Origin of the sequence: Bradyrhizobium sp. 613_E4_N2_2, from assembly GCF_052075995.1 — a bacterium.
Lineage (GTDB): Bacteria > Pseudomonadota > Alphaproteobacteria > Rhizobiales > Xanthobacteraceae > Bradyrhizobium > Bradyrhizobium barranii.
The window spans coordinates 7,430,001-7,449,918 of sequence record NZ_CP197234.1; the positions used below are offsets into that span (position 1 = coordinate 7,430,001).

General features: G+C 60.1%; 17 protein-coding genes, 2 tRNA genes and 2 rRNA genes (1 of these 21 running past the window's edge). 5 read left to right on the forward strand and 16 right to left on the reverse strand.

Features of this window, described 5'->3' with window-relative positions; all coding sequences use genetic code 11:
* From AB7290_RS35100 to AB7290_RS35135, 8 genes are all read right to left on the reverse strand, one after another.
* Positions 1 to 312, reverse strand: a 23S ribosomal RNA gene (locus AB7290_RS35100); it reaches 2,561 nt to the left of the window's first position.
* A 414-nt stretch (positions 313 to 726) separates the two neighbouring features.
* Positions 727 to 802 (reverse strand) — tRNA-Ala (locus tag AB7290_RS35105).
* Positions 803 to 835: 33 nt separating this feature from the next.
* Positions 836 to 912: transfer RNA gene (locus tag AB7290_RS35110), tRNA-Ile, on the reverse strand.
* Positions 913 to 1,100: 188 nt separating this feature from the next.
* A 16S ribosomal RNA gene (locus tag AB7290_RS35115) occupies positions 1,101 to 2,589 on the reverse strand.
* The 16S and 23S rRNA genes sit together here with 2 tRNA genes alongside, the layout of an rRNA operon.
* 616 nt (positions 2,590 to 3,205) lie before the next feature.
* Positions 3,206 to 4,006, reverse strand: a complete 801-nt coding sequence (locus AB7290_RS35120) for a class I SAM-dependent methyltransferase (protein ID WP_085398209.1) — start codon at positions 4,004 to 4,006, stop codon at positions 3,206 to 3,208.
* 153 nt (positions 4,007 to 4,159) lie between these two features.
* A complete protein-coding gene (locus AB7290_RS35125) occupies positions 4,160 to 4,948 on the reverse strand; it encodes an ABC transporter ATP-binding protein (protein ID WP_085398208.1) in 789 nt (262 codons plus the stop codon).
* A complete protein-coding gene (locus tag AB7290_RS35130; protein WP_245343889.1) occupies positions 4,942 to 5,961 on the reverse strand; it encodes an ABC transporter permease in 1,020 nt (339 codons plus the stop codon). The genes AB7290_RS35125 and AB7290_RS35130 overlap by 7 nt, the downstream gene beginning before the upstream one ends.
* 20 nt (positions 5,962 to 5,981) lie before the next feature.
* The gene (locus AB7290_RS35135; RefSeq protein WP_085398206.1) at positions 5,982 to 7,112 is read right to left on the reverse strand and encodes an ABC transporter substrate-binding protein; all 1,131 of its coding nucleotides are present in this window, start codon (positions 7,110 to 7,112) and stop codon (positions 5,982 to 5,984) included.
* A gap of 440 nt (positions 7,113 to 7,552) precedes the next feature.
* Between AB7290_RS35135 and AB7290_RS35140 the strand changes: the two genes are divergently transcribed.
* Positions 7,553 to 7,894 (forward strand): hypothetical protein, encoded by a 342-nt coding sequence (locus AB7290_RS35140; RefSeq protein WP_085398205.1) that lies wholly within the window; start codon positions 7,553 to 7,555, stop codon positions 7,892 to 7,894.
* A gap of 292 nt (positions 7,895 to 8,186) precedes the next feature.
* Here AB7290_RS35140 and AB7290_RS35145 read toward each other — a convergent pair whose 3' ends face one another.
* On the reverse strand, positions 8,187 to 8,624 hold the full coding sequence (locus AB7290_RS35145; RefSeq protein WP_071916327.1) for a YybH family protein: 438 nt from the start codon (positions 8,622 to 8,624) through the stop codon (positions 8,187 to 8,189).
* Between the two features lie 444 nt (positions 8,625 to 9,068).
* On the opposite strand from AB7290_RS35145, the gene AB7290_RS35150 reads away from it, so the two are divergent.
* Entirely contained in the window at positions 9,069 to 9,632 is a 564-nt protein-coding gene (locus tag AB7290_RS35150) for an aminotransferase class III-fold pyridoxal phosphate-dependent enzyme (protein ID WP_283808585.1), read from the forward strand.
* Entirely contained in the window at positions 9,625 to 10,098 is a 474-nt protein-coding gene (locus AB7290_RS35155) for an aminotransferase class III-fold pyridoxal phosphate-dependent enzyme (protein ID WP_283808584.1), read from the forward strand. The genes AB7290_RS35150 and AB7290_RS35155 overlap by 8 nt, the downstream gene beginning before the upstream one ends.
* Before the next feature lie 35 nt (positions 10,099 to 10,133).
* Here AB7290_RS35155 and AB7290_RS35160 read toward each other — a convergent pair whose 3' ends face one another.
* Positions 10,134 to 10,613 carry a MarR family winged helix-turn-helix transcriptional regulator gene (locus tag AB7290_RS35160; protein WP_085403315.1) on the reverse strand — a complete coding sequence of 160 codons (480 nt, stop codon included), beginning with the start codon at positions 10,611 to 10,613 and terminating at the stop codon, positions 10,134 to 10,136.
* Between the two features lie 156 nt (positions 10,614 to 10,769).
* Here AB7290_RS35160 and AB7290_RS35165 point away from each other — a divergent pair, with 156 nt between their 5' ends.
* Complete coding sequence (locus AB7290_RS35165) at positions 10,770 to 12,098, forward strand: Rieske 2Fe-2S domain-containing protein (RefSeq protein WP_063985290.1); 1,329 nt, start codon at positions 10,770 to 10,772, stop codon at positions 12,096 to 12,098.
* A 5-nt stretch (positions 12,099 to 12,103) separates the two neighbouring features.
* The gene (locus AB7290_RS35170) at positions 12,104 to 13,156 is read left to right on the forward strand and encodes an ABC transporter substrate-binding protein (RefSeq protein WP_085403314.1); all 1,053 of its coding nucleotides are present in this window, start codon (positions 12,104 to 12,106) and stop codon (positions 13,154 to 13,156) included.
* Positions 13,157 to 13,170: 14 nt separating this feature from the next.
* Here AB7290_RS35170 and AB7290_RS35175 read toward each other — a convergent pair whose 3' ends face one another.
* Genes AB7290_RS35175 through AB7290_RS35200 form a run of 6 tightly spaced genes read right to left on the reverse strand, consistent with a single transcriptional unit; the run spans position 13,171 to position 19,786 of the window.
* A complete protein-coding gene (locus AB7290_RS35175; RefSeq protein WP_085403313.1) occupies positions 13,171 to 14,289 on the reverse strand; it encodes an ABC transporter ATP-binding protein in 1,119 nt (372 codons plus the stop codon).
* Positions 14,290 to 14,307: 18 nt separating this feature from the next.
* On the reverse strand, positions 14,308 to 16,071 hold the full coding sequence (locus tag AB7290_RS35180; protein ID WP_085403312.1) for an ABC transporter permease: 1,764 nt from the start codon (positions 16,069 to 16,071) through the stop codon (positions 14,308 to 14,310).
* Positions 16,072 to 16,078: 7 nt separating this feature from the next.
* The gene (locus AB7290_RS35185; RefSeq protein WP_245344197.1) at positions 16,079 to 17,095 is read right to left on the reverse strand and encodes an ABC transporter substrate-binding protein; all 1,017 of its coding nucleotides are present in this window, start codon (positions 17,093 to 17,095) and stop codon (positions 16,079 to 16,081) included.
* A 47-nt stretch (positions 17,096 to 17,142) separates the two neighbouring features.
* Entirely contained in the window at positions 17,143 to 17,556 is a 414-nt protein-coding gene (locus AB7290_RS35190) for a Rieske (2Fe-2S) protein (RefSeq protein WP_063985295.1), read from the reverse strand.
* On the reverse strand, positions 17,556 to 18,659 hold the full coding sequence (locus AB7290_RS35195; protein ID WP_085403310.1) for an amidohydrolase family protein: 1,104 nt from the start codon (positions 18,657 to 18,659) through the stop codon (positions 17,556 to 17,558). The genes AB7290_RS35190 and AB7290_RS35195 overlap by 1 nt, the downstream gene beginning before the upstream one ends.
* Entirely contained in the window at positions 18,656 to 19,786 is a 1,131-nt protein-coding gene (locus tag AB7290_RS35200) for an amidohydrolase family protein (RefSeq protein ID WP_085403309.1), read from the reverse strand. Before AB7290_RS35200 ends, AB7290_RS35195 begins: the two co-directional genes overlap by 4 nt.
* Between the last annotated feature and the right edge of the window lie 132 nt (positions 19,787 to 19,918).

Genomic DNA, 19,918 nt, shown 5'->3' on the forward strand with positions numbered 1-19,918 from the left:
TTTCAGTTCCCTGGGTTTGCTTGAAACCTCCTATGTATTCAGAAGTCTCATACCTTCTCTTGATAACCGGAAATCCAAAACCTCTTCGATCGAAATCTAAAGGTCCAGGCATCTCTCATTTCTGATCGAACCCCACACCAATGTCTTTCGACAAAGGTCTTGGAGTTCCGGCTATCGAAGGTGGGTTTCCCCATTCGGAAATCCATGGATCAAAGCTTCTTCGCAGCTCCCCACGGCTTATCGCAGCGTAGCACGTCCTTCATCGCCTCTCAGCGCCAAGGCATCCACCGAACACCCTTAAGGCACTTGATTGCTCTCATTATCAATGTCCACACACTCGGCAGAATGTTGTCTGTAAGAACTGCCTTGCGGCGCGCGTCCTCGATGAACGCTATTCTCACAGCCGGACAATGATTAGAAAGACCAGCTTGCTTCGTAAGATCGTTCCGATAGCGAGGCGGTCAAGCTTCGCTAAAAGGATCATTTACAACTCGCATGTCTCTCAAACGCAGCCTTGTGAGCTACATTGAAAGACGCACGAGCGCCGAAATGATCCGGAGATAATGAAGTATCGCGCAACAATTGCTTGTTGCCCGATCCAACTCGGATCGATCTCCTCTTTACGATGTCAGAAATCACGCAGCTCACTGTCCATCCGGACTAGTAAGTGCGAAGTGATGTTTCGCGGACGATTTAGATGCACGATCAGTCGATGATCAAACCATCTGGTGGAGCCAGACGGGATCGAACCGACGACCTCATGCTTGCAAAGCACGCGCTCTCCCAGCTGAGCTATGGCCCCGTAACCAGAAGACGAATGCTCACTCGATGAGTGTGGTGGGCCTGGGAAGACTTGAACTTCCGACCTCACGCTTATCAAGCGCGCGCTCTAACCAACTGAGCTACAAGCCCCTAACGCATATCCAGTCAAGGACCAGGGATTCTGCAAGCCTGCAGCCCCAGCGCGTGTTCGTCCGCGAAGAAAGAGAAACGAAGACGGCGAAATCCCGCCAATGCAGCTCAACAATCCTGACGATCGTTGGCCACTGATGTTTCTAAAACGGTTCGATAGAAGCAAGCTTCTGAAGAACCATCCTTAGAAAGGAGGTGATCCAGCCGCAGGTTCCCCTACGGCTACCTTGTTACGACTTCACCCCAGTCGCTGACCCTACCGTGGCCGGCTGCCTCCATTGCTGGTTAGCGCACCGTCTTCAGGTAAAACCAACTCCCATGGTGTGACGGGCGGTGTGTACAAGGCCCGGGAACGTATTCACCGTGGCGTGCTGATCCACGATTACTAGCGATTCCAACTTCATGGGCTCGAGTTGCAGAGCCCAATCCGAACTGAGACGGCTTTTTGAGATTTGCGAAGGGTCGCCCCTTAGCATCCCATTGTCACCGCCATTGTAGCACGTGTGTAGCCCAGCCCGTAAGGGCCATGAGGACTTGACGTCATCCCCACCTTCCTCGCGGCTTATCACCGGCAGTCTCCTTAGAGTGCTCAACTAAATGGTAGCAACTAAGGACGGGGGTTGCGCTCGTTGCGGGACTTAACCCAACATCTCACGACACGAGCTGACGACAGCCATGCAGCACCTGTGTTCCAGGCTCCGAAGAGAAGGTCACATCTCTGCGACCGGTCCTGGACATGTCAAGGGCTGGTAAGGTTCTGCGCGTTGCGTCGAATTAAACCACATGCTCCACCGCTTGTGCGGGCCCCCGTCAATTCCTTTGAGTTTTAATCTTGCGACCGTACTCCCCAGGCGGAATGCTTAAAGCGTTAGCTGCGCCACTAGTGAGTAAACCCACTAACGGCTGGCATTCATCGTTTACGGCGTGGACTACCAGGGTATCTAATCCTGTTTGCTCCCCACGCTTTCGTGCCTCAGCGTCAGTATCGGGCCAGTGAGCCGCCTTCGCCACTGGTGTTCTTGCGAATATCTACGAATTTCACCTCTACACTCGCAGTTCCACTCACCTCTCCCGAACTCAAGATCTTCAGTATCAAAGGCAGTTCTGGAGTTGAGCTCCAGGATTTCACCCCTGACTTAAAGACCCGCCTACGCACCCTTTACGCCCAGTGATTCCGAGCAACGCTAGCCCCCTTCGTATTACCGCGGCTGCTGGCACGAAGTTAGCCGGGGCTTATTCTTGCGGTACCGTCATTATCTTCCCGCACAAAAGAGCTTTACAACCCTAGGGCCTTCATCACTCACGCGGCATGGCTGGATCAGGGTTGCCCCCATTGTCCAATATTCCCCACTGCTGCCTCCCGTAGGAGTTTGGGCCGTGTCTCAGTCCCAATGTGGCTGATCATCCTCTCAGACCAGCTACTGATCGTCGCCTTGGTGAGCCATTACCTCACCAACTAGCTAATCAGACGCGGGCCGATCTTTCGGCGATAAATCTTTCCCCGTAAGGGCTTATCCGGTATTAGCACAAGTTTCCCTGTGTTGTTCCGAACCAAAAGGTACGTTCCCACGCGTTACTCACCCGTCTGCCGCTGACGTATTGCTACGCCCGCTCGACTTGCATGTGTTAAGCCTGCCGCCAGCGTTCGCTCTGAGCCAGGATCAAACTCTCAAGTTGGACTTGAACTTTGAACCGGCTGATCACAACGTTTGACGAGGTCCCACCATTATTTCGACAACCGAAGTCGCCGAGCTGCCCGCGATTCACATCGCTGGCAGCGATGGTGTTTCCTTTAAAACGTGTACCGCCGAAGTCTTTCGTCCCCTCTCAGAACTCAAAAGCCGAAGCTCTTCAGTGTCCGAGAGGCGCAAGGACTCCGCCGTCCACGTTTCTCTTTCTTCATCTTCACTTGTCAAACAGCCCGGGACCACGAGGCCCCAACCTTCCAGAGTGGAAGGGTTCCGACACCCTTACCGACGATGAATGAACTCCAATCGACTTACGTCGACTGTTGTGTCACTCAACAAGGTGAGGAGCATCAAGAGCGTGCATGCTTCCCTTGGCATCTAGGCCAAAGAGAGCGCCCGACAGACGAGCAACGCTGGAAAACGCATAGACGCTCACTCACCTGACTTCAAGCAGAAAATGAAAAATTTCCACTTCGCCAATCTTCTCGTATCCGCGTAGCAGAGCAGCAAGCCTGCTCGTCCTGGTTAAGCCCAGACGTTCATCGACTTTCCACCCGGGCACTCAGATAGTCAGGACCTCGGAAGAGACCGCTCTGGCCGTCGAGTTAGGGAACGATGCCTCTGCACGCCCACGCGACGTTTGCAAAGGACCTCGGGCCGTCGGGCCGGCCGGCCTCGTAGGCATCGCGCACGGCGGCGTCGGTGCGCGCTCGCTCCGCAGCGTCGAGCGCTGCCACATACTTGCCGAGCGGCCCTTCGCCAGCGGCAATCGGCGTCCAATAGTCGGCAAAGCTTTTGTAGTCCATGCGGATCATCAGCTCTACTTCCGCAATGCTCACGAGACCCTGTTCGGCAAAAGTCCGTCTCAGTTCGCCCGGCTGCATCATTGGTTGAAAGCAATAGCGACTGCGCAGCTGGCGCCCGCTTTCACCGAGTGCCGCCACCGTGTCGACCATCATGCGCATGCCGGGCATCCCGCCGAGATGATCCCACACCGCTGCCGCGACCACGCCGCCCGGCCGAACGACGCGGCGCATCTCGGCTACTGCCTTACCGGCTTCGGGAACGAAGTGGAGCACGAGAAGCGCCAAAGCGCGATCGAACGTGCCGCCCTCGAAGGGCAGTGCACAGGCATCAGCCTGCCGGACTTTTATTCGCGGGTTTGTGTTGCGCCGGATCACGTCCTCGACAAAGACTGGTGAATAGTCGATCGCGGTAATCTCGGCGAGGTCGGCGGCTCTGGCGAGCGTGAAGGTCAGGCTACCGGTGCCACAGCCGATGTCGAGAATCCTTTCGCCGTCGGAAATCCCTGTGAAGTCGATGAATTTCCGCGCGAGTCTTCGGCTCCAGCGGCCCATGAGCTGCTCATAGCCCGCGGCGTTGTGGACGTTGAATTCTGAGGTCATCGAAGTCTCCGTGCGCTTCCCAGATTTTTAGATCTCCACGAGGTGGCTGCACAGCCGCTAACACAATCGCATTGCGATCGCGGCGAGAACGCCGTGCTGCTTGCTCTGTGGATGCGTATGAGAAGATCCGTCACGGCGAGCTCCTTTTGAGGGCTACCATGCCTCATCGAGGCCGAGTTGCCCAAACACCTCGCGACGAAGCTCAACGAAGTGCGGATCGCCCCGGTGGCGAGGATAGGGCTGGCTGTTGACGACTTCAGCCTTGACCCGTGCAGGCCGGTCGCTCAGCACGATGACACGGCCAGCAAGCAATAGCGCCTCCTCGACATCGTGCGTGACCATCAGCGCCGTGAAGCGCGAGCGCTGCCAAAGTGATACGAGTTCCGCCTGCATCGCGATGCGAGTCAGCGAGTCGAGCTGGCCCAAAGGTTCGTCGAGAATGAGCAGCTTTGGGTCGTTGACAAGCGCACGCGCCAGAGCCGCGCGTTGCGCCATGCCACCGGAAAGCTGGTGCGGGTAGGCATTGGCGAAGCCCGTGAGCCCCACCAGGCGCAAGGCGTCTTCGATACGCCCGCCATGAGTGCGTAGCAACCCGCGGGCTTCCAGACCGAGCGCAACGTTGCTCCGTACCGTCCGCCATGGATAGAGCGTTGGGTCTTGAAAAACGACGACGCGCGACGGATCGGGTGCTTCGATCTCTCTTCCCTCCGCTAGCAGGAAGCCGGCTGTTGGAGTGTCGAGCCCCGCGACCAGCCGCAGCAGGGTCGATTTTCCGCACCCACTCGGCCCCAGGAGAGCGACAAATTCGCCGCGGCCGACCTGAAGGCTGATGCGGTCCAATACCGGCAGGGGCTGCCCTTCGAGATCGAAGCTGTGGCTCACTTCGCGGAGCGTTAGCGTCGATCCACGGACCGCGTGATCGCTTGCGATCGCCGCTACCATCGCACCAGACCTTTCTGCCAGGATAGCAGGCGGTCCCGCAAGCGGAACAGCAGCGTGATCAGCCCTGAGCACAAGAACGCCATGAGCAGCAGCGCGGCGTACATATTGGCATAGGCCGCCCAACCTTGCGCCCATTGCAGGTACCAGCCGAGCCCCGCCTTCACGCCCAGCATCTCGGCTACGACAAGAACCGCAAACGAGTTGCCGAGACCCATGAACAGGCCAACAAAGACATGTGGCATTGCCGCCGGAATGGCAACCTTGAGCACGAGGAAGCGCTGGGTTGCTCCCAATGTCCGCGCAATATCGTAATAGGCGCTCTTCACGCAGGCGACGCCCGACCAGGTCAGCACGGTGACCGGAAACCCGGTGGCGAGCGCAATCAGGAAAATGCTGGCGCTGAAGCTCGACGGGAAAACAAAAAATGCGAGCGGCAGCCAAGCTGTCGCGGGCAGCGGCCCGATGAACCGCAAAACTGGGTGGATCCAATAACCGGCGAGCCGCGACCAGCCGATCGCCACGCCGGTTACGAACCCCACCGCCGCACCGAGAAAGTAACCGGTCGCGAGCAGACGCGCTGAGGCGAAGATGCCTTCAGCCAGCCGCCCCCAATCATCGATTACGACTTCGACAACGGCCTGCGGCGGCGGAAAGAACGGCAACGGCAGCAATCCAAGCTTTGCTGTGACGGCCTCCCAGGCAGCAAAAAACAGCGCGAGCGCAAACAGCCACGGGGAGAGCCACTGGAGACGCTGAAAAGCAACAAAACGAACGCCGGCAAAGGCTGCCAGGGCGAGCGCAAGGGCCAACGCGCCGCAGGCAATCGCGAAGCCGCCGGTGTAGGCCCAATCGCTCTCGGGCTTATCCGGCCAGAGCGCAGTGAGCACGGCGACCATAGACCATGCGGCGGCAACAGACAGTCCGCCGATCAACGACCGAGTGGTCGAACTTTCAAAAAAGCCGAAACCCGATTTCTCTGATGGCCTCGGCACTTCATCGATGACCGAGCTCACTGCGGATCTTCCCAATCGGCTCAGCTTAGAACGTCAAGATAAATCCGCTCGGCGAATTTGGCCGGGTCAGTGCTTCGCTTCATGACGTTCACTGCCTTGAGTTCGTCGGTGTAGAGTAGAAGCTGCTTCTTGAGCGTTGCCCCGACCGGGTGATTGTGGTGAGTATGGCTGCGATACATCGTGGCGAGATCCTCTACGGATCCTCTCCCGCCGTAGCCCGAATAGATTGCTGCGGCATCGGCGGGATCGCTGGCAACTAGGTCTGCCCCCTCCAGTATCGATCGGGTCAGAGCGGCCGCCACCGGCATTTCGCTTCGGGTGAGGCTGCCACGTATCGCGAGAACGCAGCAGGTGCGGTCGGCGAATTCACCCGTCAAGTTCGTCGCGATCTCGTTGAGTTTGCCTTCCTTGAGCCAGAGGTAGGGCAGCGGATCTATCTCGGCCAGCGCCTGCACTTCGCCCTTGTCGACGGCAAGCGCGAGCAGATTGGCCGGGTACTGGCGCCACTCTACCTCTTGGGCCGGATCGATGCCCTTTTTGGCGAGGTAGATCGAAAAGAAGTTCTTCGCTGGGCTCGCTTGATCGCTAATCCCGATAGCCTTGCCGCGCAGGGATTCCAGGCTGTCAATATTCGCAGCCTTGGAGCCGAGGAGCCGGATGCAGCCGCCGTGCACACCGGCGGTGATCCGAACGTCGAAACCTTGCTCCAGCGGTTTGAGCCAGCGCAGGGCCAATCCCAAACCGGCATCCGCCTTGCCAGTTGCAATCGCCTCCAACAACTGGTCGGTCGAACCGCCGAAATTGACGAATTCGACATCGAGGTTGTGCTTGGCGAAGATACCCCGCTCCTTTGCGACTGCCGCAGCGACGGTGCACGCCGCGTTCGCATTCCAGGCGAGTTTGAGTTGGCGGGGTGGGCCCTGCAGCTCTTCACTGCTCGCTGCGGCGCGACAAATAAGAGGCTCGCCGGGAATATAAGACAGCGATCCAGTCCCGGATGCCGTCAGCGCGCGAGCCGCTCCAAACATTCCAAGCGGCGCCGTGGCGCCGAGGGTGCAAACCAACGTCAACACCGAGCGGCGGGAGAAGGCGCCCCGCTTCGCTTCGGACAGACCTTTCGTCAAGCTGTTGCCAATTTCGCGCTTTTCCATGTGTCGCTCCCAAACTCGCGTGTGAATGGAATAGAACTGGGCGGCGCTTTGCGGGGCCTTAGCTCACCTCTCTTTGGGCATCATCCGAGCCCGTCTGCTACACGGGTGTGAAGAGCTTCACATTAACGCAAAAAATTGAAAGGAGATAGCCGCGCGGCGATTAAGGCTCTTGTCAATCGTGTTGACCTACTCACGGCGGCGTCTGTCGCATTTGATCGCGATCGGCGCGAGTAGATGGTCAATATCTGAGTCGACACGCACCAGCATGCATGGAGCCTGCGTTGCGCGAATTGAGCAACGCCCGGACCGAGATCATGCAGGATAGGCTGAACTTCGACGCTAAGTTCAGCATGCTTTGGAATGGTCGGCTTCCCGCTTCGCTAGCTTGATCCCGGGAATGGCATCAATGTTGCGCCGGGGCATACTTACAAGGAGGTCGCATGATTACCGCCGTTGTACGATACACACTGCCGCCGCAGATCGACCACGCCGCGTGTCGCGAGCACTTTCACAAGATCGCCCCCAACTTCCGCGGGGTGACGGGGCTGATCAGCAAGCACTTCATCTGGTCCGAAAGCGGCTGGGCGGGCGGCGTGTACCAGTGGGAGCGTATCGAGGACGCTACGGCGTTCTACACCGGGCCGTGGCTCGAGGGCATCATCCAGCGCTACGGCATGAAGCCGCAGATCGATTTTTACGAGGTTTTTGCGGTAACAGACAACACGCGCGGTAAGGTTGAGCTGTTCGAGGAGGCCGTTGCTCCAAATGACCCCAGCAGATAGCTCTTCTACCGCACTAGCGCGTAGAGGTGGCGTTGTATGAGAGGATAGCTGCGGAATCCTCACGTCATCGTAGGTAGCAAGTCCACGCCGCGACCGAATGCGACGATCACTCTGATCTTGGCTCTTCGGAGACGTGCCGATCAGGGCAAATGTCCGCGTTTCGCCAAGAACTGCCCTCCCCGTTAAGTCGCAGTTTGACCCAACCCGGACATATCTTGCACCGGAGACAAGTAGCCCTTTTGGGCGTCCGGTAAGGCCGCCGCCTCGCCGGACCGATTAAGCTTCGACCGCTTTAGTTGAATGTTTGCAGCCTCAATTTGAGCGATCCGTCGGCTTGGCGTTCGAAGACGTGCGTCGCCAAACCACTGAAGGGAGACGGCTTGCCCTCCTTGTCCTTACCCGTAGCGCTCCACTTGGCTGTGCCGAAGACTACCTTGTCGTCTCCGCCGGCATCGATCATCTCCAACTTGTGATCCGTCACACCGCTCGCGAAGAGTCCGGCAAAGAACTTCTCGATCTCGGCCGGCCCCGACGCGACCTGATGTGTGGGCGGCATCAATTTTGCCGTCGCGACATAGGAGGCGCCGATGGCTTTCTCGTCGTGCTTATTAAATGCGGCATCCCAAGCGGCGTAAGCCTTCTCCACGTCCCCCTTGGCGTCCGCGGCCAACGAAATTCCCGGCGCGCCGAGCAGACAAATGAGTAGTGTTGATGTTTGAGCCAACTTCATAGGATACTCCTCTGTTGGATAACGCCTTTCCCGAATGATTAGATCATCTCTCCGGTCGTCTGCCGCGGCTGCGCTCCCGCCAGCATGACGACACCGTCGCCGGTCGCGCTGTGGCCGGCCATTGTTTCATTACGAAAGAGGTGCAGGCGATGGCAACTTCAACGGCGCCGTTCACCTCGGGAGTCCATATCGCGCGTCATGACATCGCTAATGCATCCGGTCCACGCGCCGAACTTCAACCACCACGACCAGTTTTGCGAAGGCAAATTCAGCTGGTTGCCGGAAGAGTCCATCCAATAGTTCGCGGAACAGCAATTCCGGGCAATTACCGTCAACCACGTTGACAAATGGGAGAGAGCGACGGCGCACACATTGCCTAGACCGGAAATCCCCGAGCTGGTCACGGTGTAATTCGCCTTTTGGCCCTTAGCTGACTTTGCCGCGTTGGAGATCGCGCCGGAAGGGTTTGACCATACTTTCCTCGCCGGATCCGGCTCCGAGGCGGTCGACACCGCCCTTAAGATGGCGCTGGCCTATCACCGGGCGCGCGGCGAAGGCCATCGCCAGCGCCTGATCGGGCGCCAGCGCAGTTACCATGGAATGGGATTCGGCGGACTCTCGGTCTCGGGCATCGGATGGCAGCGGGCGCAGTTCGGCGTCATGCTTCCGGGGGTGTCACACCTTCCTCACACACATGATCTCGCGCGAAATGCGTTCAGCAAGGGCGAGCCCGAGCACGGCGTCGAATTTGCAGATGCGCTGGAAGGTCTCCTGACCGCGGTGGCCCCCTCGACAGTCGCAGCCGTCATCGTCGAACCGATAGCTGGCGCCGGCGGCGTGCTGCCGCCGCCCAAGGGCTATCTCAAGCGGCTGCGCGAGATCACCAGCAAGCACGGCATCCTGCTGATCTTCGATGAGGTCGTCACCGGCTTCGGAAGACTAGGGGCGCCGTTTGCCGCACAGGCTCTAGGCGTCACGCCGGACCTCATGCGCGAATGGGATGAGTAACGGCGCCGTTCCAATGGGAGGCGTGCTGGTTCATCATCATGTGCACGAGGCCATGTCGCAGGGACCGGAGGCCACCGTCGAGCTCGCTCACGGCTACACCTACTCCGGCCACCCGCTTGCCTGCGCCGCCGCGATTGCCACCCTGGATGTCTATCAGGAGGAAGGCATCTTCGAGAAAGTCGCGCGCATCGCCGGGACATGGGAAGCCGCCATTCACGACATCAGGGGCGCCGGCGGCGCGGTCCGCGATATCCGCAACCTCGGGCTACTTGGGGCCGTAGAGATCAAAGCTGCCCCGAACGCTCCTGGTCAACGGGCCCGCGCCGTGGCGAACAATTGTTTCGAAAATGGGATCTTTGTTCGCGCTGTTGGCGATACACTGATCCTGTCGCCGCCTCTTATCATCAACGAGGAGCAGATTGGTCAGATCGCCGATGGCATCAAGAGCGGCATTCGGACATTGTAAGATACTGAGGCGCAAACAGAGGCCGCCGGAGACCGTTACAGGAATTTCTCGCGGCCCTGTGCTTTGATCTCGGTCTCCAGTTGCTGATCGAGCTTGTCGAGGCTTCGCCTCAAAACCTCGATTTCGTGCGGATCGAGCGCGGCCATGAGCTTGCGCTCGACCCGAACAACGAATTTCTCGATATCCTTGTAGACCTTGCGGCCATCGGTCGTGAGGCTCAGGCTGGCGCGGCGGCGGTCCGCTTTATCCACGTCACGATGAATCAGCCCTCGGCGCACCAGCAATTCGATGGAGCGCGCGACCTTGAACGCATCGGACGAGGTCAATGTCGCAAGTTGCGTGGCCGTCAGCGGCTGATGCCTGGCAATGACCGCGAGGCTTCGCCAGGCCGGCATCGTCAGCTCGTAACGATCTTCGTACATGGGGGAGATGAAGCTGCCCAGCCGCGAAGCGATGAGACCGAACCGGTATCCGGTCCAGTTCTCGAGCGGGAGGATCGTGCTGACCTTGTTCATCAAGACAATTTGCTCGCGGTGATGGGAGCAGAACCATAACGAGTTGCACTGCACCGCTCAACCGCTCGCTTTCCGGACGATCGCGTCATTGACGCAGGGGCGAATTACTTGCATAATGCAAATAATAAGCATTCAAAAGAGCTAGGGAGGATCACCATGTCGAAATCGACTGACGGCCAGGATCTGACGCTGGTTGGCCCGGGTACGGTCATGGGCGAGATGATGCGGCAATACTGGATACCCGCCGCCCTCTCTTCGGAACTATCGGTCGACGGCGATCCAATGCGCCTGATGCTGCTTGGTGAGCAGCTCATTGCCTTCCGTGACAGCTCGGGCCGGGTTGGCGTGCTGGATCATCAATGTCCACATCGCTGTGCCTCGCTGTTCCTCGGCCGTAACGAGCAGGACGGCATCCGTTGCGTCTATCACGGCTGGAAGTTCGACGTTGACGGCCGCTGCCTCGAAATGCCGAACGTCCCCCCTCCGCAGGATTTCAAGGAAAAGGTCCGCGCAAAAAGCTACAGGGTTCGCGAGTGCGCGGGCCTCATATGGGTTTACATGGGCGCGCGGGCCGAGGCGCCGCCGATGCCGATGCACGAAGCGCTGTTCGTTCCGGAGCAGGATCTGACCGTCACCATCCTCCAACGCGAAGCCAACTGGCTCCAGGGCCTCGAAGGCGATATCGACACGTCGCATTTCGGCTTCCTGCATGCCGGACACATCAACCCTGATGATTTCGAGGAAGGCCACCCGGCCCGTCACACGGTTTCCAACCGAGCGCCGGAGTACAAGGTCACCGAGACCGACTGGGGCACGATGTACGGCGCGTTTCGGCCGGAAGCGGACGATCGAATGCACTGGCGCATGGCGCATTTCTCACTGCCGTTCTGGACCCAGACCCCGAACGCCGACTTTGCCGACCACGTGGTCGCCAAGGCGTGGGTGCCCATGGACGACACCCACACGATGCTGATCTCGATCTATGGCGGCCGCGCCAAGGGGGCGACTTACTCGAGTTCCAAGCTGAAATCCGGTGGCGGCATCCCCGGGGCCGACGGTCTGGATTATCTGCCCAACACCACGGACTGGTATGGGCGCTGGCGTGCGGTCCAGAACATCGGCAACGACTGGCAGATCGATCGCGAAGCTCAGCGCACCAACAAGATCTACACCGGCATCCGCAACATCGTGATGCAGGACCAAGCCGTCACGGAAAGCATGGGGCCGATCGTCGATCACACCAAGGAACATCTCGCACCGAGCGACGTGATGATCGCGCGGACGAGGCGGCGCCTGCTCAACGCTGCACGGGCATTCGCCAACAGCGGCACCGTGCCGCCCGGCGTCGACGATGCCGAGGTGTTCTGGAACGCGCGCGCAGGCTCCTACTACGCTGACGCGAAGATCGACTGGCTCGAGGCCTATCAGGACAAGTTGAAGACCGCCATTCGCTGGCGTGCCCCGAGCCCGCAAGCCGCGGAGTAGCGACAATGGCCACGCCGGACCGGGAAAAGCGCGCGCGCATCACGCGCCGCGCTACGGTGTTTGGACTGACCGCCTCTTCGATCCTGCCATCGATCATGGCCCCGTCGAGAGCGGAGGGCGAATGGTCCGCGTTGGTCGCAGCCGCAAAGAAGGAAGGCCGCGTGGTGCTCTACAGCGCGTTCGTCGGCCTTGCCGCGCACAAGGAGCTCAAGAAGGAGTTCGAGTCCGCCTACGGAATCACCGTGGACATTCTCGAAGCGCGCGCGAGCGAAGTCCGGGAGCGCATCCGCATCGAGCAGGCCGCGGGCCGCAACGCAGCCGACGTCTCCGAGAACGGGCGGACCACGACCACGCTGCAGATCAAGGAGGAGCGTGTCTTCGAACCTCACGGCCCCCTCCCCAGCCTCGGCCGTCTCAAGGCGGACTTCCCAAGCGACGGCATGCGGCTCCCTGTCTTTGCGATCGTCTACGGCATCCTGGCGAATACCATGCTGGTCAAGCCGGCGGACGAGCCGAAAAGCTGGCTCGACCTGACGGATCCGCGCTGGAAAGGAAAAATCCTCAGCGACGATCTGCGGACGCTCGGCGGCGGCGGCGTGCTCTTCTCGGTCCTGCAGGACCTCTACGGGCGCGCCTTCCACGAGAAGCTTGCCCAGCAGGACCTGAAGTTCAGCCGGGAGATACCCGCAAATGAGCGCCGCGTAGCGCGCGGCGAATACCCGCTCTACATCCCCGACAGTCTGACATCGCTGCTCGAACTCAAGGGCCTCCCGGTCAAGTTCATCGCGCCAAAGGAGGGGCTGCCCTACGTCGGCTACGATCTCGCGCTGCTGAAGAATGCGCCTCACCCAAACGCGGCGCGGCTGCTGATGGAATACTATCTGGGCAAGACGATGCAGCAGAGCCTTGCGAGGCTCGGGCTGCTGCCGACCACGGCGGACGCGCTGACCGGTGTCGATCCCGCGGTGGCACAGATCGAAACAACGAAGCTTCTCGGCACCACCGATCCCGAACGCATGAACGAGATGCTGTCTTTGGCTCAGCAGATCTATCGCTGAGAGGCACCCCCGGCTTAAGGGGCTGCGCCGGCCTGCTCCGGCACTGCCCAAGCTGATTGCTGCGGAACGACGACGGTCACATTGTCTCCGACGGAGAAGCCACCGAACGGCGGCGCATCGACATTGAGGCGGCTATCGTCGGTCTGCACCACGACCGACCGGATCGGGCCGCGGAAGATCGTGTGCGCAATCTGTCCGGACCATCGAAGCTCGTGGTCACTGTGAGCCGCATCCGGCGCCGCGATACGCGCGTCCTCGGGACGAACCATGACGGTCACGGGCCGCCCGGGCCGGATCTCGCTTGCCGACTCGCACGCTCCACGCCAGCCCTTGCCGACGACGTTGAGCCGCACCCGGCGATCGTCGATCCGCGTGCAGGCCTCCACACTGGCCTCCAGCAGGTTCGGTGTTCCGAAGAAGGCCGCCACGATCCGGTTTGCGGGATAGCGATAAATTTCCTCGGGCGCACCGATCTGCTGGATTCGGCCGCGATCCATCACGACCACACGGTCGGACAACGCCATCGCTTCGGCCTGATCATGTGTCACGTACAGGCTCGTCATCCCAAGCCGTCTCTGGATCGAACGGAACTCGTCGCCCATCTGCAGACGGAGCTTTGCGTCGAGATTGCTGAGCGGCTCGTCGAGCAGCAGCACCTTGGGTTCGAAGACGAGGGCCCGCGCGATCGCCACTCGCTGCTGCTGGCCGCCGGACAGCGCCGGTGCCGGCCGCTCGGCGAAATCCTGCATTTCGACGAGGCGGAGTGCCCTGGCGACGAGATCGCGTATCTCGGCCGCGGATTTGCGGCGCACCCGCAGCGGATAGGCGACGTTCTCGAAGACGGTCATGTGCGGCCAGATCGCGTATGACTGGAAGACCATGCCGAGCCGCCGGCGCTCCGACGGAACAAAGACGCCGCGAGCCGCATCGCTGACGACCTCGTTGCCTATGCTGATGCGGCCGCCGGAATTTTGCTCGAGGCCCGCGACCATCCGCAACGTCGTGGTCTTGCCGCACCCCGACGGCCCCAGCAGGGTGACGAATTCACCCTCGCTGACGCGCAGGTCGACGCCGTCGACCGCGACGAAATTACCGAAGCTCCGGCTCACCTTCTCAAGAACGACATTCGACATGGCACGATCCAAGCCTGGTCACATTCCACCGATACGGCTGCTGATGAATTTGAGTTGAACCCAACGGAAGACGATCACGAGAACCATCATGATGAGCCCAATGACACTGACCTGCTCCGCATTGCCGTTCGCCCACAGCTTCAGCAGCACGACAGACAACACCTCGGAGCCGACAGAATAGAGCAGAACGGATGCGCTCAGCTCGCGCATGATGCCGAAGAACACCAGCACCCATCCGACGGCGAAGGAAGGCCAGGCCAGGGCAAGGACGATGCGCCTCATGGTTTGCAGCCAGCTTGCGCCATGCACCCGGGAGCACTCCTCGAGGTCGAACGAAAGCTGCGCATATGCGCTCGACATGGCGCGCACCGAAAGCGGCGTCCCAAGCGAAATATAGGCCAGCAGCAGCGCCCAGATCGTGCCGTAGATCGGAATCGCGTGAGGCAGCAGAGCAAACCCCCAGAGAAACCCGACACCAAGGACGATGCCGGGCATCATCCACGGCAGCCAAGCCATCGAATCGATCAGCAACCGGCCTCGCCACTTCGTTCGGACCGAGACATAGGCGACGGTTGCGCCGAGCAACATCGTCAGCGTGGCGCCGACGAGGCCCAGGAACATCGTGTTGCTGAACCCGCGCCAGAACTCGCTGCTGCCGAACACCGCCTGATAGTGCTCGAGTGTCAGCATGTCCCACTGGTAGAACCCGAAGAACTTGAAGAACGAGCCGATGATGAGTTGCCCGACCGGGAGGACCACCGTCACCACAAAGAACAGAACGCAAAAGGCAAAGGTTGCCCATCGCCATGCACCGAGTTTCATCACCGAAGGTGAATAGCCCTTGCCGGTGATGGTCTGAAAACTCCGGCCGCGCAGCATCCGCCGCTGCAGAAGAACGATCAGGAACAATAGCGCCATGATGACGAAGCTGATCGCGGTTGCATACTGATATTGCGGCGGCGACCGCTGGTTGATCGAGTCGTAGATGTCCGTCGTGATGACCCGAATTCCCGCCGGTGAGCCGAAGAAGAGCGGCGACTCGAAATTCTCGATGCCGCGAATGAAGCTCAGGATGGCCGCACCGGTCAGCGCGGGCAGCATAAGCTGCAGCGTGACAGAGCGAAAAGTTCGCAGGCGTGATGCGCCGCACATGGTCGCCGCCTCCTCGAGACTCGGATCCATCGCTCGGAAGGCGTCCACGATAAGAAGAAACAGGAACGGCACGGAATACTGCATCATGTGCCAGACTACGCCGCCATATGAATAGACGTTGATCGGCGCTGTCTCTGATCCCGTGACCCACTGATAGAGCTGATTGAGCAATCCGACCTGCGGATTGCCGAGCATGCCCCACGCCATTGCGGTCAGGATCGGGGGAATGAAGAATGGCAGCGTGATCAGGACTTCCAGAGCCCCCCGGAATGGCGTGTCGGTTCGCGCCAGTATCCAGGCGAGCAAGACGGCCAGGATTACCGAAGGGATGGTCTTGGCCAGGGATATGCCGACGGTGTTGAGGAGTGTCACCGCGCTTTGCAGCGTGATGACGTCGCGATATCCGTCCAGATTGAAAGTGCCGGCCATTCCCGGCGGCGTCGAATGCAGGCTTCCATAGAGCAGCATCGACAGCGGATAGACGGAAAGGAAGGCGAGAACGACGACGAGCAGAGCGAGCGCCGCAAGGCGGCCTGCCGCAGTCGCCTGCAGCCACCGCCCGATCCCGCTCAGGCCGGTCGTACGCCTCTCGACGAGGTTGTTCACTCCCTCTCCGGCTGAAACGCTCATGGGTCTCTCAGGGGTAAAGCTTCTTGGCGAGATCCATCATCGAGGAGCGCTCAGCCAGCTTGGCGGGACCAATGATCTTGGCGTTCACGAACTGCTGCGCGTCCGGATTGGCGCGCTCGGCGGCCGCGGCGTTCACCGGAAGCATCCATGCGTTCGCGTAGAGCAATTGCGACTCGACGCTGAGGAAGTGGTCGATGAACAAACGCGCAGCGTTGGGATGCGGCGCGTTCTTGAGCACCGCGAGATCCATCTCCGCGAAAGGTGCACCCTCCTTCGGAATCACGACTTTCACCGGCAGCCCCTTCAGATCGGACGTAAAGGCAAAGATCTGCGGGATATAGATGGCGTACTCGCCGCGAGCGACGCGCCGCGCGTCGTTTCGCATATCGCGGCTGAACACGGGCTTTTGCTCGGCGAGCTTCTGGTTGAAGTCGGTGCCCATGGTCTTTTCCAGGATGGCGAACATGGTATTCCCGCTGCCGAGCGGCCGCATGTCGTCCGAGAGGATCTTGCCCTTCCATTTGGGATCGTTGAGATCGTTCCAGCTCGTCGGGATGTCCTGCTCCTTGACCAGCCGCGTGTTGATGAGGATGCCCATCGGCTGCATGAAGGCCGGCACGCTGTATTCATTGGCTTTGAACGGCGGTCGCAAATGGGCGGCATTCGGGATCGGCGGCAGTTTCTGCACGAAATCGCCGTTCTTGAGTTGCTCCTCGATCATGGTCGTCGTGACCATTTCCGCGTCGCCCAGAAAGCGGCCGGCCGCCTGCTCGGTGCGGATGCGCTCGGAGAGCTCACTGGCACGGAGGTCGAGACTCTCGACCGGAATTCCGTACTTCGCTTCGAACGACTTGAGGACAGCCGTGAAGTAGGGAGCGCCCAAGGCCATGTTGTAGACCACGACTTTGCCTTCCTTCTTGGCGGCCTCGACGACCTTGTCCCAAGAACCGTCCTCGGCTTGCGCGGAGCTCAACAGACCCACGAAACAGGCGACAGCCGCCGACATCCCTAGCTTGAACACCACTTACTCCTCCCAATGCGCTTTTATTTGCTTAATTGATTCACTGGTCTTCAGACTTCCAAGACAACATATTGCTTGTCGATCGTGACCTGAAACGTTTCGGCGCGCAGCTCGCCTTCGATCAGCGCGCCTCCGGGCTCGACTTTCAGCTCATAGCTTCGGACCTTGGTGCGATCCGGCTCGCACCATGACCGACCGGTTCGCAGATCGAATTCCCAGCCATGCCACGGGCAGCGCAACAACTCACCACGACGGCTGTATTGATAGTCACCGGGCCCCGTCGCCTCGACGAGCCCGACGATGCGTCCCTTGCACAGGGACGCCCCCTCATGCGGGCAACGATTGCCGACGGCGAAATACTCGCCCTCGACATTGAAGATGCCGATCTCGCGTCCATTGACCTGGACCAGCAGGCGCTGGCCCGGCGGGATCTGATCCACGGTCGCAACCACATGCCGCGCCATCAGTCCAGCCTGTAGAACTTGCGCGCATTCTCGTAGAGAAGCTGCTCGCGCTGGGCCTGTGTGAGGTTGGCACGAAACGCGTAGCGCGGATCGTCGAAATCCCAATGCGGGTAGTCGGTGGAGAACAGCAGCCGATCCCATCCGATCCTGTCGAACAGATCGATCAATTCGGCCGACGTCGCCGGCTCTTCCATCGGCTGCGTGCTGAACCACACCTGCTCGCGCACATATTCCGACGGCGGCTTCTTCACATGAGGAACCTCGCTCCGAAGGCGTGCCCAGTGCTTGTCCATGCGCGCATTGAGCGACGGTACCCAGCCCAAGCCGCCTTCCATGATCACGACGCGCAACTCGGGAAAGCGCGCCAGGACCCCTTCGAAGACAAGGCTCGCCACGACCGCCTGCATGGTCTGGGCGACCGAGTGATGTTCCTCCATGTAATAGGATGTCCATCCGCCGCCGGTCGATGGATGGCCATTGGTGCCACCGACATGAATCGTGATCGGCAGGTTGTTGCGCATGGCCGCCTCATAGATCGGCCAGTAGCGCCGGCGTCCGAGCGGCTCGTCCGTCTTGGGCAGGATCAAGATCTGGGTAAAGTTGGGATCCCCTCCCCTGGAATCGATCTCGGCGACGGAGGCAACCGTGTCTTCCTGGGCGATCAGCACCGAGGCCCTCAAACGCGGCTCCTGCTTCACCCAGCGTTCGACCTGCCAGGTGTTCATCGCGCGGGTCAATGCGACGCCAAGGTCGAGATTTCTCTGACTGCCCGGATTCCAGCGCAGGGGTATCAACATGCCCACCTCGATCCCGTTCGAATCGAGGTGCTGCTTCTTCATCAGGTCAAGGCTCGATCCCGGCGGCCCACCCTCCTCCGGATAGGCATCGATCCGCGCAGCGTCGGGCGACATGCGCGGATGCGACAGCGCCTCGGAGAAGGCGTGGCGCAGGTGGCTGCCATAGACCGTAAGATGCTCGATCCATTGCCTTTCCAGATAAGGATGCACCTCGGTCCAGGACGTCATCGCCGGATGGATGTCGCAATCGATGACTTTCAGCTTGTAGTTCGAGGCCCGTGGCCGTTCCAGTTCAACGGTGCTCATGGCACAACCTCCATGATCTGATCGGCCGTGGCCAATCGCGAGTAAGTGGCGAGCGCATTTTCACTGGCGATCTTGCGGAAAAGCGCATCAGGGAGCCGGCCGGAGAGAACCGCATCCCCGTCGAAATGCCAATGCGGATAGTCCGTCGAGAACAGGAACAGTTCGTCCGACTTGATGTGATCGGCGAGCCGCATGATGGCCTCGCCGTCGTCCGCCGCATCGACCGGCTGGACGGTGAAGCGCACATTGTTACGGATGATCTCCGACGGCGTGCGCGTGACCCACGGAACCTCGGCTCGCACGCCTTTCCATGTCTTGTCGGCGCGCCAGATGAACCCGCTCAGCCACGTCAACCCGGATTCGATTGCAACGACCTTGAGCCCGGGAAACTTCGCGAACACGCCCTCCGATATCAGGCTTTGAAGCTGGCTCTCGAATGCGGCGGATTGCGCCACATAGTCCTCGACATAGTATGACGGCCACCCGACGGCGGTAGGCGCATATCGATAGGCGCTTCCTGCGTGAATTCCGATCGTCAGGCCGAGGCGCTCGGCGCGTTCGTAGATGGGCCAGAGATGTCGCCGGCCCAGCGTAGTTTCACCGGACACCAGCATGAGGACCTGCACGAACCGGAAGTCGTCGGCGCGGCGGTCGATTTCCGCCACGGCGAGTTCCGCGTTGTGCGACGGGATCACGAGCGAGGCGCGGAGGCGCGGATCCCGATTGAGCCAGTGATCCCTGATCCAGTCGTTGGTCGCCCGGCAGAACGCTGCCGCCATATCCTCACTGTGAAGGACCTGCGCGCCGTAGAGGCAGTTCAGAATTCCATAGCGTGGTCGAAACCGATCGAGCACATGGTCTTGCATCGCTTCGAGCGAGGAGCCCGCCTTCGCACCACCCGGGAGAAGCCAGTCCGGACGACAGGATAGTGGCGAGTTCTGCGGGTAGCTGGTCAGGCTCAGATTGAGACGGTCGAGCGCGCGGACGGAGACCATCTCGCGCCAATAATCGTCCAGATAGGGCAGGAGGACGCCCATCCCGGGCACAGCCGGATGAAGGTCGCAATCGATTGCGCCGGCATACGTCCTCGCCTGATCAAGACCGGCGACCAAGCCGTTTCCTTCCATGTCACTCTCGCCACTTTTTTCTTGGAATTGGGAGATTGGACGCTATGTTGATACATCAATAAATGTTTTGTCAAGAAATTTGATCTGGATCAATGCGCTGCAAAATGCGGGACTTGGAACGAAGTCCATTGG

Excerpts from the sequence above, each read along its gene's own strand:
- AB7290_RS35120 (WP_085398209.1), bottom strand. The coding sequence starts at position 4,006 with ATGACCTCAGAATTCAACGTCCACAACGCCGCGGGCTATGAGCAGCTC.
- AB7290_RS35125 (WP_085398208.1), bottom strand. The coding sequence starts at position 4,948 with ATGGTAGCGGCGATCGCAAGCGATCACGCGGTCCGTGGATCGACGCTA.
- AB7290_RS35135 (WP_085398206.1), bottom strand. The coding sequence starts at position 7,112 with ATGGAAAAGCGCGAAATTGGCAACAGCTTGACGAAAGGTCTGTCCGAA.
- AB7290_RS35140 (WP_085398205.1), top strand. The coding sequence starts at position 7,553 with ATGATTACCGCCGTTGTACGATACACACTGCCGCCGCAGATCGACCAC.
- AB7290_RS35145 (WP_071916327.1), bottom strand. The coding sequence starts at position 8,624 with ATGAAGTTGGCTCAAACATCAACACTACTCATTTGTCTGCTCGGCGCG.
- AB7290_RS35155 (WP_283808584.1), top strand. The coding sequence starts at position 9,625 with ATGAGTAACGGCGCCGTTCCAATGGGAGGCGTGCTGGTTCATCATCAT.
- AB7290_RS35160 (WP_085403315.1), bottom strand. The coding sequence starts at position 10,613 with ATGAACAAGGTCAGCACGATCCTCCCGCTCGAGAACTGGACCGGATAC.
- AB7290_RS35165 (WP_063985290.1), top strand. The coding sequence starts at position 10,770 with ATGTCGAAATCGACTGACGGCCAGGATCTGACGCTGGTTGGCCCGGGT.
- AB7290_RS35170 (WP_085403314.1), top strand. The coding sequence starts at position 12,104 with ATGGCCACGCCGGACCGGGAAAAGCGCGCGCGCATCACGCGCCGCGCT.
- AB7290_RS35175 (WP_085403313.1), bottom strand. The coding sequence starts at position 14,289 with ATGTCGAATGTCGTTCTTGAGAAGGTGAGCCGGAGCTTCGGTAATTTC.
- AB7290_RS35180 (WP_085403312.1), bottom strand. The coding sequence starts at position 16,071 with ATGAGCGTTTCAGCCGGAGAGGGAGTGAACAACCTCGTCGAGAGGCGT.
- AB7290_RS35190 (WP_063985295.1), bottom strand. The coding sequence starts at position 17,556 with ATGGCGCGGCATGTGGTTGCGACCGTGGATCAGATCCCGCCGGGCCAG.
- AB7290_RS35195 (WP_085403310.1), bottom strand. The coding sequence starts at position 18,659 with ATGAGCACCGTTGAACTGGAACGGCCACGGGCCTCGAACTACAAGCTG.
- AB7290_RS35200 (WP_085403309.1), bottom strand. The coding sequence starts at position 19,786 with ATGGAAGGAAACGGCTTGGTCGCCGGTCTTGATCAGGCGAGGACGTAT.